General features: G+C 72.6%; 16 protein-coding genes. 14 read left to right on the forward strand and 2 right to left on the reverse strand.

The features are described from left to right. Positions 1–64: 64 nt before the first annotated feature. Positions 65–1012: a helix-turn-helix transcriptional regulator gene (locus HGK68_RS01635; RefSeq protein ID WP_169164392.1), complete on the forward strand. Its 948-nt coding sequence runs from the start codon at positions 65–67 to the stop codon at positions 1010–1012. Here the strand turns inward: HGK68_RS01635 and HGK68_RS01640 are convergent. Beyond that, complete coding sequence (locus tag HGK68_RS01640) at positions 1000–1956, reverse strand: 1,4-dihydroxy-2-naphthoyl-CoA synthase (RefSeq protein ID WP_246260500.1); 957 nt, start codon at positions 1954–1956, stop codon at positions 1000–1002. The genes HGK68_RS01635 and HGK68_RS01640 overlap by 13 nt on opposite strands. Before the next feature lie 117 nt (positions 1957–2073). Here HGK68_RS01640 and HGK68_RS01645 point away from each other — a divergent pair, with 117 nt between their 5' ends. From HGK68_RS01645 to HGK68_RS01665, 5 genes are all read left to right on the forward strand, one after another. Continuing rightward, the gene (locus tag HGK68_RS01645) at positions 2074–2403 is read left to right on the forward strand and encodes a DMT family transporter (protein ID WP_169166881.1); all 330 of its coding nucleotides are present in this window, start codon (positions 2074–2076) and stop codon (positions 2401–2403) included. Between the two features lie 4 nt (positions 2404–2407). Next, positions 2408–2974, forward strand: coding sequence for a TetR/AcrR family transcriptional regulator (locus tag HGK68_RS01650; protein ID WP_169164393.1), 567 nt, complete (start codon positions 2408–2410; stop codon positions 2972–2974). A 301-nt stretch (positions 2975–3275) separates the two neighbouring features. Beyond that, on the forward strand, positions 3276–4229 hold the full coding sequence (locus tag HGK68_RS01655; RefSeq protein WP_169164394.1) for an o-succinylbenzoate synthase: 954 nt from the start codon (positions 3276–3278) through the stop codon (positions 4227–4229). Beyond that, the gene (gene menD, locus HGK68_RS01660) at positions 4226–5950 is read left to right on the forward strand and encodes a 2-succinyl-5-enolpyruvyl-6-hydroxy-3-cyclohexene-1-carboxylic-acid synthase (RefSeq protein WP_169164395.1); all 1725 of its coding nucleotides are present in this window, start codon (positions 4226–4228) and stop codon (positions 5948–5950) included. Before HGK68_RS01655 ends, menD begins: the two co-directional genes overlap by 4 nt. 90 nt (positions 5951–6040) lie before the next feature. Next, the gene (locus tag HGK68_RS01665) at positions 6041–8116 is read left to right on the forward strand and encodes a trypsin-like peptidase domain-containing protein (protein WP_169164396.1); all 2076 of its coding nucleotides are present in this window, start codon (positions 6041–6043) and stop codon (positions 8114–8116) included. A 124-nt stretch (positions 8117–8240) separates the two neighbouring features. Here the strand turns inward: HGK68_RS01665 and HGK68_RS01670 are convergent, their stop codons facing one another. Continuing rightward, positions 8241–9542 carry an isochorismate synthase gene (locus HGK68_RS01670; RefSeq protein WP_169164397.1) on the reverse strand — a complete coding sequence of 434 codons (1302 nt, stop codon included), beginning with the start codon at positions 9540–9542 and terminating at the stop codon, positions 8241–8243. Positions 9543–9659: 117 nt separating this feature from the next. Between HGK68_RS01670 and HGK68_RS01675 the strand changes: the two genes are divergently transcribed. From HGK68_RS01675 to nuoF, 8 genes are all read left to right on the forward strand, one after another. Beyond that, positions 9660–10358: a demethylmenaquinone methyltransferase gene (locus tag HGK68_RS01675; RefSeq protein WP_169164398.1), complete on the forward strand. Its 699-nt coding sequence runs from the start codon at positions 9660–9662 to the stop codon at positions 10356–10358. Positions 10359–10549: 191 nt separating this feature from the next. Next, the gene (locus HGK68_RS01680; protein ID WP_169164399.1) at positions 10550–11830 is read left to right on the forward strand and encodes a geranylgeranyl reductase family protein; all 1281 of its coding nucleotides are present in this window, start codon (positions 10550–10552) and stop codon (positions 11828–11830) included. 108 nt (positions 11831–11938) lie between these two features. Continuing rightward, positions 11939–12307 carry an NADH-quinone oxidoreductase subunit A gene (locus HGK68_RS01685; RefSeq protein ID WP_169164400.1) on the forward strand — a complete coding sequence of 123 codons (369 nt, stop codon included), beginning with the start codon at positions 11939–11941 and terminating at the stop codon, positions 12305–12307. A 1-nt stretch (position 12308) separates the two neighbouring features. After that, complete coding sequence (locus tag HGK68_RS01690) at positions 12309–12860, forward strand: NADH-quinone oxidoreductase subunit B (protein WP_169164401.1); 552 nt, start codon at positions 12309–12311, stop codon at positions 12858–12860. Continuing rightward, the gene (locus HGK68_RS01695) at positions 12857–13633 is read left to right on the forward strand and encodes an NADH-quinone oxidoreductase subunit C (RefSeq protein WP_169164402.1); all 777 of its coding nucleotides are present in this window, start codon (positions 12857–12859) and stop codon (positions 13631–13633) included. The genes HGK68_RS01690 and HGK68_RS01695 overlap by 4 nt, the downstream gene beginning before the upstream one ends. Beyond that, positions 13630–14976, forward strand: coding sequence for an NADH-quinone oxidoreductase subunit D (locus HGK68_RS01700; RefSeq protein WP_169164403.1), 1347 nt, complete (start codon positions 13630–13632; stop codon positions 14974–14976). Before HGK68_RS01695 ends, HGK68_RS01700 begins: the two co-directional genes overlap by 4 nt. Next, the gene (nuoE, locus tag HGK68_RS01705) at positions 14973–15806 is read left to right on the forward strand and encodes an NADH-quinone oxidoreductase subunit NuoE (protein WP_169164404.1); all 834 of its coding nucleotides are present in this window, start codon (positions 14973–14975) and stop codon (positions 15804–15806) included. Before HGK68_RS01700 ends, nuoE begins: the two co-directional genes overlap by 4 nt. Continuing rightward, positions 15806–17152: an NADH-quinone oxidoreductase subunit NuoF gene (gene nuoF / locus HGK68_RS01710; protein WP_169164405.1), complete on the forward strand. Its 1347-nt coding sequence runs from the start codon at positions 15806–15808 to the stop codon at positions 17150–17152. The genes nuoE and nuoF overlap by 1 nt, the downstream gene beginning before the upstream one ends. The last annotated feature ends 42 nt before the right edge of the window (positions 17153–17194 follow it).

The following is a 17194-nucleotide window of genomic DNA, read 5'->3' on the forward strand; positions in this document are numbered from 1 at the left end:
TCGGATGTGTCGTGGGGAGCGTGGCGGCCATACCCGACATCTGCTGTCATGTTTGATAGGTCACATGCGCGCCGATCGACTGCTGTCCATGCTCTGGCTGCTGATGGCACACGAGTCGCTGTCGGCCACCGAGCTGGCCCGCCGCCTGGAGGTGTCGTCCCGGACGGTGCTGCGCGACGTCGAGGCGCTGTCGGCCTCCGGCGTGCCGGTGTACTGCGAGCGCGGCCGGTCCGGTGGCGTGCGACTCCTGCCCGGCTTCCGGACGCGGGTCACGGGCATGAGCCAGGAGGAGACCCGTGGGGTGTTCCTGGCGATGGCCGCCCCGGTTGCCGACTCGTTGAACTGGGGCCGGGCGATGACCTCGGGGCTGCGCAAGATCGACGCGTCGCTGCCGGGCGATCAACGGGGGACGGTGGACGCCCTGGCCCGGCGGCTGGTGATCGACCCGGCCGGGTGGCTGTCATCCGGGTCGGTGCCACCGCTGGAACCCCTGCTGTCGGCGGCGCTGGCGGATCGCCGCCTCCGGGTCCACTACCGGCCGGGCAGCGGCGACGCGTGGGCGGACGACGTCGACGCCTATGGGCTGCTCGCCGCGGGCGGTGCCTGGTACCTGGCGGTGGGCCGAGCGGGGGAGCCGCGCTTCCTCCGGGTGGACCGGATCGTCGACCATCAGGTGCTGGCCGAGGGCTTCGACCGGCCCGGCGACCTCGATCTACGGGTGCTCTGGCAGGACCGCCGTGCCGCCTACCGGGACCTGCGCCGCGACCCGGTGCGGGTGGTCGCCGCGCTGCACCCGGATCGGCGGGCCCAGGTCGCCGAGTCGGCGATGGAGCTGACCGACACCGGGGTCACCGACGACGGCTGGCTGCGGGTCGCGGCGCGGTTCGGTGACCGGCGGCACGCGATGTCCGTGCTGGAGGCCTGTGGTGCTGACGCGGTGGTCGTCGAGCCGACCTGGCTGCGCGAGCACCTGATCGACCGCGCGCGCCGGGTGCTCGCTCAGTACATGTAGCCGAACCTGCCCCAGTCCGGGTCGCGGCGCTGCAGGAACGCGTCCCGGCCCTCGACCGCTTCGTCGGTCATGTAGGCCAGCCGGGTCGCCTCCCCGGCAAAGACCTGCTGCCCGGCCAGGCCGTCGTCGGCCAGGTTGAAGGCGAACTTCAACATCCGGATCGCCTGCGGGGACTTGGTGGCGATGACCCGGGCGTACTCCAGTGCCGCGTCCTCCAGCTCGGCGTGGTCGACCACGTCGTTCACCGCGCCCCAGTCGTAGGCGTCCTGCGCCGAGTACTCGCGGGCCAGGAAGAAGATCTCCCGCGCCCGCTTCTGCCCGACCTGACGGGCCAGCAGCGCCGAGCCGTACCCGCCGTCGAAGCTGCCGACGTTCGCGTCGGTCTGCATGAACCGGGCGTGCTCCCGGGAGGCGATGGTCAGATCCGCCACCACGTGCAGCGAGTGACCGCCACCGGCCGCCCAGCCGTTCACCACCGCGACGACCACCTTGGGCATGGTCCGGATCAGACGCTGCACCTCCAGGATGTGCAGGCGTCCGGCGCGGGCCGGGTCGATCTGGTCGGCGGTCTGGCCATCGACCGACTCGGTGTACCGGTAGCCGTCCCGGCCGCGGATCCGCTGGTCACCGCCCGAGCAGAAGGCGTAGCCGCCGTCCTTGGGGGAGGGGCCGTTGCCGGTGAGCAGCACGGTGCCGACGTCGGAGCTCATCCGGGCGTGGTCCAGCACGCGGTACAGCTCGTCCACCGTGTGCGGGCGGAAGGCGTTGCGCACCTCCGGCCGGTCGAAGGCCACCCGGACCACGGGCAGGCCGCGCGGGCTGTCACCGCTGCGGTCGACGCCCCGGTGGTACGTCAGGTCGGTGAGGTCCTCGAAGCCGGACACCGTGCGCCAGCGGGTCGGGTCGAAGGTGTCGGAGACGGTGGCGGGCAGCTGGTCGGTCACAGCCAGCAGCGTAGGCCAGCATAAAGTGGTACGGTCGTACCAATTACGGGGCGTGCGACGGCGGAGAACCCACCCGGCGCGTCCACTGGCGGGACGTCCCGTCGGAGGGTGAACGACATGGCGTGGGTCGTCCTGATCCTGTCCGGACTGCTGGAAGCCGGATGGGCGCTGAGCCTCAAGGCGTCCGAGGGGTTCAGCAAGCTGTGGCCCAGCGTGTCCTTCGTGGCGTTGCTGGCGCTGTCCATGGTCGGCCTCAGCTGGGCGTTGCGTACGCTGCCGGTCGGGCTGGCGTACGCGGTGTGGGTCGGCATCGGTGCCGCCACCACCGCGGTGCTCGCGATCATCTGGCTGGGCGAGGGAGTGTCGATGGGCAAGATCGTGTCGCTCGCGCTGATCGTCGCCGGGGTGGTCGGCCTGAACCTCACCTCGACCGGCACCGGACACTGAGCCGATGACCGTCGGTGGGACCGCCAAGGGTGCCCGGCGACGGGAGCTGATCGCCGCTGCCGCCGCGGCCCTGGTGCTGGACCAGGGACCCGGCGCGCTGAGCCACCGGGCGGTCGCCGCCCGTGCCGGTGTCCCGTTGGCCGCCACCACCTACTACTTCCGCGACCTGGACGAGCTGGCAGCCGTCGCCGGTGCGGCGCTGGTCGACAGTTGGACGGCGCACGCCCGCGCGGTGCTGGACACCCTGACCGACGGTGACGACCCCGCCGCCGTCCTGGCCGAGGCACTGCTGCCCCCCGGCGACGACTCGGCGATCCGGGCACACCACGAACAGGTGCTCGCCCTCGGTCGCAACCCCGTCCTGGCGACCGCCGTCGGCGCCGCCCGGGTCCGGCTCGACGCCGTGCTCACCGAACTGATCGAGGCGGTGCTCGGCCGCGGCGCACCGGCCCGCACCCGGGATCCGGAACTGGTGCTGGCGGTGGTGGACGGCGCGGTGGTCGCGGCGGCGAGCGAGGGCCGGGCGATCAGACCGCACACCCGCCGACTGCTGGGCATCCTGCTCGCCTGACCGCGCCCATCCGCCCGCGCCCGGGGTCGGCACTTCGCGCCCGAGTTCGGCAGTTGGCCGGGCTGGTCACGGCGCGAACTAACGACCTCGCCACCGGACTGTGCCCGAGTTCGGCACGTGGCGCCCGAGTGCGGCAGTTGGCCCCCGAGTTCGGCACCGCACGCCCGGGGTCGGCACTTCGCGCCCGAGTTCGGCACTTCGCGCCCGAGTTCGGCACTTCGCCGGGCCGGTCGCGGCGCGAACTGACGACTTCGCCACCGGACTGCGCCCTGCTGGGCTGCGACCGAGCCTCTAGGCTGAGGTGGTGCATGTCTACGCGATCGGGCTGCGGACCAGGTTCCGTCGGATCACCGTCCGCGAGGGGGTGCTGATCGAGGGACCTGCCGGCTGGGGCGAGTTCAGCCCGTTCTGGGACTACGACGCCGCCGAGTCGGCCGCCTGGTGGCGGGCCACCCGGGAGGCGACCGAGCAGGGGCTGCCCGAGCCGGTCCGCGACCGGGTGCCGGTCAACGTCACGGTGCCCGCCGTCGACGCCGCGCTGGCAGCACGGATCGTGCGCGACTCCGGTGGCTGCCGCACCGCCAAGGTGAAGGTCGCCGAACCCGGCCAGACCGCGGCACAGGAGGCCGACCGGCTGGCGGCGGTGCGCGAGGCCCTGGGACCGGAGGGCGCGATCCGGGTCGACGCCAACGGCGGCTGGGACGTGGACACCGCGATCGACCGCCTCCGTCTGCTCGATCGGGCCGCCGGAGGGTTGGAGTACGCCGAGCAGCCGGTCGCCACGGTGCCCGACCTGGCCCGGGTGCGGCGCGCCGTCCAGGTGCCGATCGCCGCCGACGAGTCGATCCGCCGCGCCGAGGACCCCTTCGCCGTGGTCCGGGCCGAGGCGGCTGACATCGTGGTGCTCAAGGTGCAGCCGATCGGCGGCGTGCGAGCCTGCCTGGACCTAGCGGAGCAGATCGGGTTGCCGGTGGTGGTCTCGTCCGCCATCGAGTCCTCGGTCGGCCTCGCCGCCGGGGTCGCCCTCGCCGCCGCCCTGCCCGAGCTGCCCTACGCCTGCGGTCTGGCCACCGCCCAGTTGCTCACCGACGACGTGACCGCCCATCCGCTGCTGCCGGTCGACGGAGCACTGGACGTGGCCGCCGCCCGGTCGCTGCGACCCGAGCCGGAGCGGCTGGCAGCCGTCGCCGCCGACCCGGAGACCGCCGCGCGCTGGCGACACCGCGTGGACCAGGTGCTGGCGGTGGCCGGATGAGCGCCCCGGCGCCGCACGCGGCCCGGGTGCTGATCCAGGCGCTCGCCGAGCTCGGGGTCCAGGACGTGGTGCTCGCCCCCGGTTCCCGTTCCGCGCCGCTCGCCTACGCGCTCGCGGCCGCCGCCGGACCCGACCGGCCCCGTCATGCCCCGGAGCTGCGCCTGCACGTCCGGGTCGACGAGCGGGTCGCGGGCTTCGTGGCACTGGGGCTCGCCCGCGCCGACCGGGCCACCGGCCGCCGACGGCCGGTGGCCGTGGTCACCACCTCCGGCACCGCGGTGGCGAACCTGCATCCGGCTGTGCTCGAGGCCCACCACGCCGGGCTGCCCCTGCTGCTGCTGACCGCCGACCGGCCGCACGAGCTGCGGGGCACCGGCGCGAACCAGACCACCGAGCAGCTCGGCGTCTTCGACGCGGCGGTGCGGTTGGCCCTGGACGTCCCGGCACCGACCGGCCGGGCCGGCGAAGACCGCGACCTGCGTCATCTGGCGGTCCGGGCGGTGTCCACCGCGCTGGGTGCCCGCACCGCCGACCCCGGCCCGGTGCAGCTGAACCTGGCGTTCCGCGAGCCGCTCACGCCGGACGACGAGAGCTGGCCGGAGCCGCCGTCGACCGGACTCACCGAGGTCTGGCCGGGTGCCGTGCTGCCGCCCTTCGGCCCGATCCCCGCCGGACCGATGGTGGTCGTCGCGGGGGACGGGGCGGGCGAGGACGCCCGGATGCTGGCGGAGACCGCCGGTGTGCCGCTGCTCGCCGAACCCTCCTCCGGGGCCCGATCCGGTTCGCACGCGATCAGCACCTACCGGCTGCTCCTGGACGACCCGGATCTGGGCGGCAGGATCCGATCGGTGGTGCTGTTCGGTCGCCCGACCCTGAGCCGACCGGTGTCCGCGCTGCTGGCCCGGGACGATGTGGACCTGACGGTGGTCGCACCGCACGGTGCCGACTGGCCGGATGCCGGCCGGGCTGCGAACACCGTGGTCAGTGCGATCCCGCAGGAGCTGATGCGGTCGGCCGGTGACCCGGAGTGGCTGGACGCCTGGCGGGTCGCCGACGTCCGTGCCCGGGCGGCGCTGGACACCGAGCTGGCGGTGGCCCCGGAACGTTCGGGTCCCGGGCTGGCGGGTCCGCTGGTCGCCGCCGCCGTCACCGCCGCGATCAGTGGCGACGACGTGCTGGTGCTGGGTTCCTCGAACCCGATCCGGGACGTCGACCTGATGGCGCGCTGGTCGGAGCCGGTCACCGTGCTGGCCAACCGGGGTCTGGCCGGGATCGACGGCACCATCTCCACCGCCACCGGGATCGCCCTCGGGATGCCCGGCCGGAGGGTGCGTGCCCTGATGGGCGACCTGACCTTCCTGCACGACGTGGGCGGTCTGCTGCGCCTGGACTCCGAGCCGGTGCCCGAGCTGCAGGTGATCGTGATGAACGACGCGGGTGGGTCGATCTTCGCCACCCTGGAGCACGGGGCGCCGGAGCGTGCGGCCGTCTTCGAGCGGATCTTCGGCACCGCCCACCGGGCCGACCTGGCGGCGCTCAGCGCCGGGTACGGCGTGCGGCACCGCCTGGTCCGCACCCGGGACGAGCTGGCCGAGGCGCTGGCGCACCCGCTGCCGGGCACCAGTGTGGTCGAGGTGCTGGTCGACCGGATCGACCGGCGGGCGCTGACCGGTCGGCTTTCCGCTGCGGTGCGGGCCGCCCTCGGGAGAGAATCGTTCTGAGCCATCGCGGATTCGCAGCGGACTCCCAGGTTCCGTCGAGGAACGCTCCAGATCGGTGGGGTCGAATGATCCCCGAGGAGGTTTGACCCCATGAGCACACCCGAGGACCGTTCCGACGGCATCCACCGCGAGGACGAGGGCGCACCCCGCCACGGCGACCAGGCGCGCGAGGACCGCGCCGTCGACCAGACCCCCGGTGACGACCAGGCGCAGACCGGGTCCGCGCACCCCGAGGCGCCCAGCGCCGGGTCGGCGCCGACCCAGCCGGTGCCCCAGCACCCGCAGGAGGCGCCGACCCAGCGGATCGCGCCCGCCGCCACCCAGGCACTGCCGCAGACGCCGGCACCCACCCAGCCTCTGCACGCGCCGCTGAGCGGCCCGGTGCCGGGCAGCGGCCAGGCAGCGCCCGCCGGCTGGGGTCGTCCCGCCGGTTCCCCGCAGCAGCCCGCTGCGTCCGGCGCCCCAGCCCCGGCTCCCCGCCCCGCCGACCCGTTCGCCGTGCCCACCGCCCCCGCGGCGGCGCACGCGCAGCACCAGCAGCCGGGCCAGGCGGCCCCGCACCAGCCCGGCCAGTCCGCCCCGCACCAGGCCGCCCAGCAGCACCCGCAGCAGCCCTACCCCGGCGCGCCGGCCCAGCCGTCGCACCAGCCGAGCGCCCGGCCGACCGTCTCCTGGGGAGCGCCGGCCCCGGCCCCCGCCCCGCAGGAGCAGCCCACCGCACTGCAGCCGCGCCCGGAGGCGTTCGCCGGTCCCTACGGCCAGCCCGCCGACCCGGAGCACGCGAACGGCGGCCCGGAGTACCCGGCCGCCTTCGGGGCGCCCGCCGCCGGTGACCAGCAGCCGCCGCAGGGCAAGAAGCAGCGCAACCCGGTGCTGATCCCGATCGTCGCCACGGCCGTCGTCACCGCGCTGCTCGCCACCGGTGGCTCCGCCCTGGTGTTCAACGCCATGAACGACGGCTCGTCCACCGGGTCGGCGAACATCGCCACCCTCGGCCAGTCCAGCGCCGACGGGGTGCCGGTCGCCGGGTCGTCGGTGGAGAACCCGGACTGGCAGGCGGTGGCCGCCGCGGTGAAGAACTCCGTGGTCGCGATCCAGGTCGTGACCAGCGCCGGTGAGGCCGAGGGCTCCGGCGTGATCGCCGACGCCGACGGCAACATCATCACCAACAACCACGTGGTCGCCGGTGCGCAGGACGACAAGGTGCAGGTCACGCTGAGCGATGGCCGGATCTACACCGCCGACGTGGTGGGCACCGACACCACCACCGACCTCGCGGTGATCCGGTTGCAGGACCCGCCGGACGACCTGTCGCCCGCGGCGATGGCGGAGAAGACTCCCACCGTGGGCGACCCGGTGATGGCGGTCGGCAACCCGCTGGGTCTGGCGAACACCGTCACCACCGGCATCGTCTCGGCGCTGGACCGCCCGGTGTCCACCACCGAGTCGGGCTCCTCGGAGACGGTGGTGACCAACGCGATCCAGATCGACGCCGCGGTGAACCCCGGCAACTCCGGTGGACCGCTGTTCAACGCCGCCGGTGAGGTCATCGGGATCACCTCGTCCATCGCGACCACCTCCAGCGCCTCTGGATCGATCGGCCTCGGCTTCGCGATCCCGATCACGCTGGCGCAGTCGGTCGCCGGGCAGCTGGTGAAGGACGGTGTCGCCGAGCACGCCTTCCTCGGGGTCGGCCTGACCGATGGCACCGCGACCGCGGACGGGGTGACCCGCGCCGGTGCGCAGGTGCAGTCGGTCTCCGGTGGTTCACCGGCGGCCAAGGCCGGGCTGCAGAACGGTGACGTGATCGTCGCCATCGACGACAAGGTGGTCGCGGGTGCCGAGTCGTTGACCGGCTACGTCCGCACCCACGCCTCCGGCGACCAGGTCACTCTGACGGTGGTCCGGGACGGGAAGTCGCTGTCGATCGACGTCACGCTCGCCGTCCGCGAGGAGGAGGGCGCCAGCTCCGGCTCCGGCGGCTCCGGGCAGGGCGGCCAGCAGGGCGGCGGCCAGGGCCAGGGTGGCCAGAACGGTCAGGGTGACCAGAACGGCCAGGGCGACGGTTCGGACGGCTCCGGGAACGGGCTGGAGAACATGACCCCGGAGCAGCTCTGGCAGTGGTTCCAGCAGCAGCAACAGCAGCAGGGCGGCGACCAGGGCTGAGACCCGTCCCGCGCTGATCGGCCCGGGAGGTGTACCCCCTGCCCCGCCCGGACCGCCGACGGCCCCCGCATCCACGTCGATGCGGGGGCCGTCGCGTGTCCGGGCTGCGCGGCGGGGGAGCGGGTCAGTCCGAGGCGAGGGCGTCGTGCATCGGGACCAGCTTGGCCCGGGACTCGGCGAGTTCGGAGTCGGGATCCGAGGCCGCGACGATGCCGCAGCCGGCGAACAGCCGCAGCCGGTGCGGGTCGGTCGGATCCAGCTCCGCCGACCGCAGACCGATGCCCCACTCGCCGTCACCATCGGCGCCCAGCCAGCCCACCGGCCCGGCGTAGCGCCCCCGGTCCATCCCCTCGATCCGCCGGATCAGCTCCCGGGCGGCGTCGGTGGGGGTGCCACACACCGCGGCGGTCGGGTGCAGGGCGGCCGCCAGGCTCAGCGAGGTGCTCTCGGTCGCGGCGAGCACGCCGGTCACGTCCGACGCCAGGTGCAGCACGTTCGGCAGGTGCAGCACGAAGGGCACATCCGGCACGTTGGTCGATGAGCAGAACGGTGCCAGGGCGTGGGCCACCGAGCTCACCGCGTACTCGTGCTCCTCGAGGTCCTTGGACGAGTGCGCCAGGATCGCCGCCCGGGCCAGATCGGCCTCGTCGTCGCCGGTGCGACGGATCGTCCCGGCCAGCACCCGCGAGGTGACCAGCCCCTTCTCCGAGCGCACCAGCAGCTCCGGGGTCGCACCGATCAACCCGGCCACGCTGAACGTCCAGCAGGTCGGGTAGTGCGCGGACAGTCGGCCCAGGGCGTGCCGCACGTCCAGCGGCTGCGCGGTGTGCGCCACCTCGTCCCGGGCGAGCACCACCTTGTCCACCTCACCGGCCCGGATCGCGGCGACGCCGCGTGCCACGACCGCGGTCCAGTCCTCGGCCGCCACCGATCCGTCGGTGTAGCTCACCTCGCCCGGCGCCGTCACCGGCGGCAGCGCGGACAGGTGGCGTGCGATCAGCTCGGCGTCCGGTGCCGGACCGAGGTTCCCGGCCGGTTCGATCACCGTCAGCCAGGACCGGCCGTCCCGGCGTCCGACCACCACCCGCGGCACCACCAGGGCACCCCCGGCGGCTGACAGGTCGTCGAAGGCGAAGGAGCCGAAGGCCACCGGCCCAGTGCCGGGCAGGCCGACCTCGTCCCGGACCACGGCGTGCGCGACCAGCCGCTGCCAGGCGCGCTCCGCGTCGGCGAACCGCTGCTCGCCGGTCACGTCGATCCGCACCGCCTCGCCCCAGCCGACCAGACCGTCGCCACGGCGCACCCAGGCCAACGGGGCGTCGGCGGGGAGCAGGGTCAGCAGGTCGTCGGGGGCGTCGAGTGCGACGGTGCGCACGACCAGCGGTGCGGCGGCGGGCGACGCGTGGTCGCCGAGGGGCGTGGTCATCGCGGACCAGGGTACGACCGCCCGGCGGGTCCGGCGGTGTGAGGTCGCCGACCGCGACCGGCCCCGCCGCCGCCCCGACCGTGCGCACCACCCGCGCCGACCTGACACGATGGCCCCATGTCTCGCGCCTCCCTCGACAAGGACCCGCACGACGTCGCCGCGATGTTCGACGGCGTCGCCCGCCGGTACGACCTGACCAATGACGTGCTCTCGCTGGGGCAGGACCGTGCCTGGCGCCGAGCCACCCTGACCGCGCTGCAGGCGGTGCCGGGGGAGAAGGTGCTGGACTTGGCAGCCGGGACCGGTACGTCGAGCGAGCCGCTGGCGGACGCCGGGGTGCGCGTGGTGCCCTGCGACATCTCGACCGGGATGCTCGCGGTGGGCAAGCAGCGCCGACCGGATCTGCCCTTCACCGCCGGGGACGCGACCGCGCTGCCCTTCGCCGACGACTCCTTCGACGCGGTGACGATCAGCTTCGGGCTGCGCAACGTGGTGGACACCGTCGCGGCGCTGGAGGAGATGCGCCGGGTGGTGCGTCCGGGCGGTCGCCTGGTGATCTGCGAGTTCTCCACCCCGTCCTGGAAGCCGTTCCGCGCTGTCTACGACGGCTACCTGACCAAGGCGTTGCCCGCGGTGGCCCGGGTGGTCGCCAAGCAGTCGGCCGCCTACACCTACCTGGCCGAGTCGATCCAGGACTGGCCGGACCAGCTGGGTCTGGCGTCGCTGATGAAGCAGGCGGGGTGGGGTGCCGTCGCGTACCGGAACCTGACCGGTGGCATCGTCGCGCTGCACCGGGCGACCAACCCCGAGCACTGAGCGCCCCCACCCGTGCAGTGACCGGCGTCACGCTGGGCGGTTGAGGCGTGATGCCCGGTTCGGGACATTGGTCCCGAGGGTCGACAGGGTGTCAGCATGAGGCTGAGCAGGCCCCATTCGTCCCGCGGGACCTTGGTCCGGGTTAGACTCGGCCGAGCAAGTGTGACGGCATTCACATAGGTGAGGATTCTGTGACCAGTGCAGTGAGCGATGACGCGGACGTCATCGTCGTCGGGGCGGGGCCTGGTGGGTCCAGCGCTGCCTATCACTGCGCCGCCGCGGGTCTGCAGGTGCTGCTGCTCGACAAGGCGTCCTTCCCCCGGGACAAGATCTGCGGCGACGGGCTGACCCCGCGCGCGGTCGCCGAGCTGGTGCGGATGGGCGTGCCGATCCGCGAGCAGGACGGCTGGATCCGGAACACCGGCCTGCGGGTGCTCGGCGGCGGTCACGTGGTCGAGCTGCCCTGGCCCGAACTGTCCAGCTACCCCTCCTTCGGCCTGGCCCGGGCGCGGATGTCCTTCGACCACCTGCTGGTCGAGCACGCCCGCTCCGCCGGCGCCAAGGTCCAGGAGCGGACGAACGTCACCGGCCCGCTGTTGGACGAGCGCACCGGTCGCGTGATCGGCGTGCAGGCCAAGGTCGCCGGTGCCGACGGCCCGGTCACCTACCGCGCCCCGGTGGTCATCGCCGCCGACGGTGTCTCCGCCCGCCTCGCCACCGGCATGGGGCTGGAGAAGCGCCAGGACCGGCCGATGGGCGTCGCCGTCCGCACCTACTTCCAGAGCCCGCGGCACGACGACCCGATGATGGAGAGCCACCTCGAGCTCTGGGACGGCAAGCCCGGCGAGTCGGACCTGATGCCCGGCTACGGCTGGATCTTCTCCCTCGGCGACGGCACCGTGAACGTCGGCCTGGGCTCGGTGAGCTCCACCGCCGCCGCGACCACCGTCAACTACCGGGACCTGTTCGCGAAGTGGATGGCGAACGCCCCCGCCGAGTGGGAGTTCACCGCCGAGCACCAGCTCGGCCCGGTGCGCGGTGCCGCGCTGCCGATGGGCTTCAACCGCGGCCCGCTGTACGGCAAGGGGCTGATGCTGGTCGGCGACGCCGCCGGGATGATCAGCCCGTTCAACGGGGAGGGCATCGCCTACGCCCTCCAGGCCGGGCGGGTGGCCGCCGACTCGATCGTGCAGTCGCTCGCCCGCGGCACGGTCGCCGGCCGGGAGCGGGCGCTCGCCAGCTACGGCACCCGGATGAAGGACGACCTCGGCGGGTATTACACCCTCGGCCGGGTCTTCGTGAAGCTGATCGAACACCCACAGGTCATGCACCTGTGCACGCGCTACGGGCTGCCTCGTCCGCTGCTGATGAAGTTCGTGCACAAGCTGCTGGCCGACTGCTACGAACCGCACGGCGGCGACTGGGCCGACCGCGTGATCGCCGGACTCGCACGGATGGCGCCCGCGGCATGAGACCACCCGAACCCCGCGCCCGCTCCTGCTCGCCCCCCAGGAGTCGATCGCGCCGATGATCCAGCAGACGCCCCCGGAAGCACTCCACCCCCCACTGGGAGAGCCCCGATGAACAACCCGTACATTCCCCTGCTCGTCCTGATGGGCGTCGCAGCGCTGCTCGCCCTCGGCGGGTTGGGCGCGAGCGCCGTCATCGGACCCAAGCGCTACAACCGCGCGAAGCTCGAGGCCTACGAGTGCGGCATCCAGCCGACCCCGCACGCGATGGGCGGCGGCCGGTTCCCGGTGAAGTACTACCTGGTCGCGATGACGTTCATCGTCTTCGACATCGAGGTGGTCTTCCTCTACCCGTGGGCGGTCAGCTTCTCCGAGCTGGCCCTGTTCGGCCTGATCGCCATGCTCGGATTCCTGGCACTCATCACGGTGCCGTTCATGTACGAGTGGCGGCGCGGCGGCCTGGAATGGGACGAGGACTGACATGGGTATCGAAGAAGCACCGTCCGGATTCGTCCTGACCTCGGTCGAGAAGTTCGCCGGCCTGGCCCGCAAGTCGTCGCTGTGGCCGGTCACCTTCGGTCTGGCGTGCTGCGCGATCGAGATGATGGCGACCGGTGGTTCCCGGTTCGACATCTCCCGGTTCGGCATGGAGGTGTTCCGCGCCTCGCCGCGTCAGTCCGACCTGATGATCGTCGCCGGCCGGGTGAGCCAGAAGATGGCCCCGGTGGTGCGCCAGGTCTACGACCAGATGGCCGGGCCGAAGTGGGTGCTGTCGATGGGCGTGTGCGCCAGCTCCGGCGGCATGTTCAACAACTACGCGATCGTCCAGGGCGTCGACCACATCGTGCCGGTCGACATCTACCTGCCGGGCTGCCCGCCGCGGCCGGAGATGCTGATCAACGCGATCCTCGAACTGCACGAGCAGATCCGGGACGAGCCGCTGGGCAAGAACCGCCAGGAGATCGCCGAGGCGGTGGAGGCCGCCGCGCTGCGTGCCGAGCCGACCTCGCACATGACGGGACTGCTGCGATGACGACACCCGATGAGAAGAAGGACGCCGCGCAGGCGGTGAACACCGCCGCGCAGTCCAGCTCCGAGACCGCCCTCGAGGCCGCGGCCCAGGGCGACCGGGGACACCGCACCCCGCTGGACGTGGTGTCGGTCCGCGAGGGCATGTTCGGTGTCGCCGGCACCGGTGACACCTCCGGCTTCGGCGGTCTGGTCAGCACGGTGGCGATGCCCGGGGCGAGCGAGCGGCCGTACGGCGGCTGGTTCGACCAGGTGGTCGACATCCTGGCCGAGCTGCTGGACGCCTCCGGCACCGGGTACGACGCCGCGGTCGAGTCCGTGGTGGTGGACCGGGGCGAGCTGACCCTGAACATCGACCGCGAGCACCTGGTCGAGGTCACCCGGCACCTGCGGGACGACCAGGACCTGCGGTTCGAGCTGTCCCTCGGTGTCTCCGGCGCGCACTACCCGCACGACACCGGCCGGGAGCTGCACGCGGTCTACCACCTGACGTCGATCACCCACGGTCGTCGCCTGCGGTTGGAGGTGGCGGTGCCGGACTCCGACCCGACCATCCCCACCACCGTCGACGTCTACCCGGCGAACGACTGGCACGAGCGCGAGACCTGGGACTTCTTCGGCATCGTCTTCACCGGCCGCGACGACCTGGCCCGGATCCAGATGCCCGACGACTGGCCCGGGCACCCGCAGCGCAAGGACTACCCGCTCGGAGGCATCCCGGTGGAGTACAAGGGCGCCACCGTGCCCCCGGCCGACCAGCGGAGGCAGTACAAGTGACGACGCAGACCCACGCCACCGGCCACCTGTTCGACGCGGAGACCGAGGGGCTGTCCACCTACGAGGCGACCGGCGGCGACTGGTCGGACATCGCCGAGGAGGCGGCCCGGCTCGGCGAGCAGCGGATCGTGGTCAACATGGGCCCGCAGCACCCGTCCACCCACGGCGTGCTCCGCCTGATGCTGGAGATCGACGGCGAGACGGTCACCGAGGCCCGGGCGGGCATCGGGTACCTGCACACCGGCATCGAGAAGAACATGGAGTTCCGCACCTGGACCCAGGGCGTGACCTTCTGCACCCGGATGGACTACCTGGCGCCGCTGTTCCAGGAGACCGCGTACTGCCTGGGCACCGAGCGGCTGCTGGGCATCACCGACGACATCCCGGAGCGGGCCACCCAGATCCGGGTGCTGATGATGGAGCTGAACCGGGTGGGCTCCCACCTGGTCGCCCTGGCCACCGGCGGCAACGAGCTGGGCGCCACCACCCTGATGACCATCGGCTTCACCGCCCGCGAGGAGATCCTGCGGGTCTTCGAGCTGATCACCGGGCTGCGGATGAACCACGCGTACGTCCGGCCCGGCGGTGTCGCCCAGGACATCCCCGCCGGTGCGCTGGACCAGATCCGCGAGGCGATCACCGGCGTCAAGCGCTATCTGCGTCAGCTGGAAGACCTGATGCTCGGCCAGCCGATCCTCAAGGGCCGGCTCCAGGAGGTCGGCGTCCTGAACCTGGCCTCCTGCATGGCGCTGGGCATCACCGGCCCGATGCTGCGCTCCACCGGCCTGCCCTACGACGTGCGCAAGGCGGCGCCGTACTGCGGCTACGAGACCTACGACTTCGACGTCCCGGTCTCGGACAACGCCGACTGCTGGGACCGGATGGTCCTGCGGATCGAGGAGTGCTACCAGTCGATGAAGATCGTCGACCAGGTGCTGGAGCGGCTGAAGGCCTCCACCGGCAGTCCGGTGATGGTCGAGGACAAGAAGATCGCCTGGCCCGCGCAGCTCGCCCTCGGGTCGGACGGCATGGGCAACTCGCTGGACCACATCCGGGAGATCATGGGCACCTCGATGGAGGCCCTGATCCACCACTTCAAGCTGGTCACCGAGGGCTTCCGCGTCCCGGCCGGTCAGGTGTGGCAGACGGTCGAGCACCCGCGCGGCGAGCTCGGCGTGCACCTGATCTCCGACGGCGGGACCAAGCCGTACCGGGCGCATTTCCGCGACCCGTCCTTCAACAACCTGCAGGCCGTGTCGATGCTCTGCGAGGGCGGGCAGGTGGCGGACGTCGTCTGCGCCGTCGCCTCCATCGACCCGGTGCTCGGAGGGGTGGACCGATGACCGTCGTCAACACGGGCCGTCGGTACGACGACGCGACCCACGCCCGCCTGGCGGCCGACGCCGCCCAGGTGCTCGGCCGCTACCCGGACGCTCGCTCGGCCCTGCTGCCGCTGCTGCACCTGGTGCAGTCCGAGGACGGCTACGTCAGCCCGGCCGGGATCGCGTTCTGCGCCGAGACCCTGGACCTGAGCACCGCCCAGGTGTCGGCGGTGGCGACCTTCTACACCCAGTACAAGCGTCGCCCGAACGGCGAGTACACCGTCGGGATCTGCACCAACACCCTGTGCGCGATCATGGGCGGCGACGCGATCTGGGCGGACCTGACCGAGCGGTTGGGCGTCGGCAACGACGAGACCACCGCCGACGGGAAGATCACCCTGGAGCGGATCGAGTGCAACGCCGCCTGCGACTACGCGCCGGTGATGATGATCAACTGGGAGTTCTTCGACAACCAGACCCCGGAGTCGGCGGCCGACGTGGTGGGTCGGCTGATCGCCGGTGAGCCGGTGGCGCCGAGCCGTGGCCCGGAGCGGGTCGGGACCTTCAAGGAGATCTCCCGGGTGCTGGCCGGGTTCAACGACGGGCACGCGAACGAGGGCGTCGGGGCCGGTGAGCCCACGCTGCGCGGTCTGGCCCTGGCCCGCGAGCACGGCTGGTCCGCGCCGGAATTCCCGAGCGGCACCCCGGACAGCGGCAGCGCCCCGCTGGGTGCCGGTGACACCACCCCGGACGTCGGCGAGCCGCAGTCGTCCACCGACCGACCCGCCGCCGGCGCCACCGAGCGGTCCGGCGAGCAGGTCAAGCGCGAACACGGAAACGAGGAGGCGTGATGTCCCAGTCGCCGACCCTGACCCCGGTGCTCAGCGAGCGGTGGGACGCCGACCGGTCCTGGACCCTGAGCAGCTACGAGGCGCACGGCGGGTACCAGGGGCTGCGCAAGGCCCTGGGCATGGACGCCGCCGACCTGGTCACCCTGGTCAAGGACTCCGGCCTGCGCGGTCGCGGCGGCGCCGGTTTCCCGACCGGGCTGAAGTGGTCCTTCCTGCCCGCCCCCGACGGTGGCCCGCGCTACCTGGTCGTGAACGCGGACGAGTCCGAGCCGGGCACCTGCAAGGACATCCCGCTGATGATGGCCGACCCGCAGGTGCTGGTGGAGGGGGTGGCGATCACCTCCTACGCGATCGGCTGCCACCACGCCTTCATCTACCTGCGCGGCGAGGTCGTGCACGTCTACCGGCGCCTGCTGCAGGCGGTGGAGGAGGCGTACGCCAAGGGCTACCTGGGCAAGAACATCCTCGGCACCGGCTACGACCTGGACGTCACGGTGCACGCCGGGGCCGGGGCGTACATCTGCGGTGAGGAGACCGCGCTGCTCGACTCGCTGGAGGGCCGACGCGGCCAGCCGCGGCTCAAGCCCCCGTTCCCGGCGGTGGCGGGGCTGTACGCCCGGCCGACCGTGGTGAACAACGTGGAGTCGATCGCCTCCGTGCCCGGCATCGTCCGGGGCGGCTCGGACTGGTTCCGGGAGATGGGCACCGACAAATCGCCCGGCCACGGCATCTTCTCGCTGTCCGGCCACGTGGTGCGGCCCGGTCAGTACGAGGCGCCCTTCGGCATCACCATGCGCGAGCTGCTGGAGATGGCCGGTGGTGTCCGGGAGGGTCACGAGCTGAAGTTCTGGACCCCGGGCGGCTCCTCGACGCCGATCTTCACCGCCGAGCACCTGGACGTGCCGTTGACCTACGACGACGTGGCAGCCGCCGGGTCGATGCTCGGCACCCGTGCCCTGCAGGTCTTCGACGAGACGGTGTCCGTGGTCAAGGCGGTCTCGCGCTGGACCCAGTTCTACAAGCACGAGTCCTGCGGCAAGTGCACCCCCTGCCGCGAGGGCACGTTCTGGCTCACCCAGGTGCTCGGTCGCCTGGAGGCCGGGCAGGGGCAGCAGGGCGACATCGAGCTGCTGCTGGACCTGTGCGACAACATCCTCGGCAAGGCGTTCTGCGCCCTCGGCGACGGCGCCACCTCCCCGATCACCTCCGCGGTGAAGTACTTCCGCGAGGAGTTCGAGGCCGGGATGCACACCGCCGCCGACGAGCTGTTCCCGCCGGAGCGCTCGACCCTGTTCGCCTACACGCCCCGTCGGAAGTCGGGTCAGTTCGCGGGAGTCCACGCATGACCCATCCCCACGCAATCGCTCGCTGCGCTCCCGATTCCGCGA

It is taken from the genome of Cellulomonas taurus, from assembly GCF_012931845.1.
Lineage (GTDB): Bacteria > Actinomycetota > Actinomycetes > Actinomycetales > Cellulomonadaceae > Cellulomonas > Cellulomonas taurus.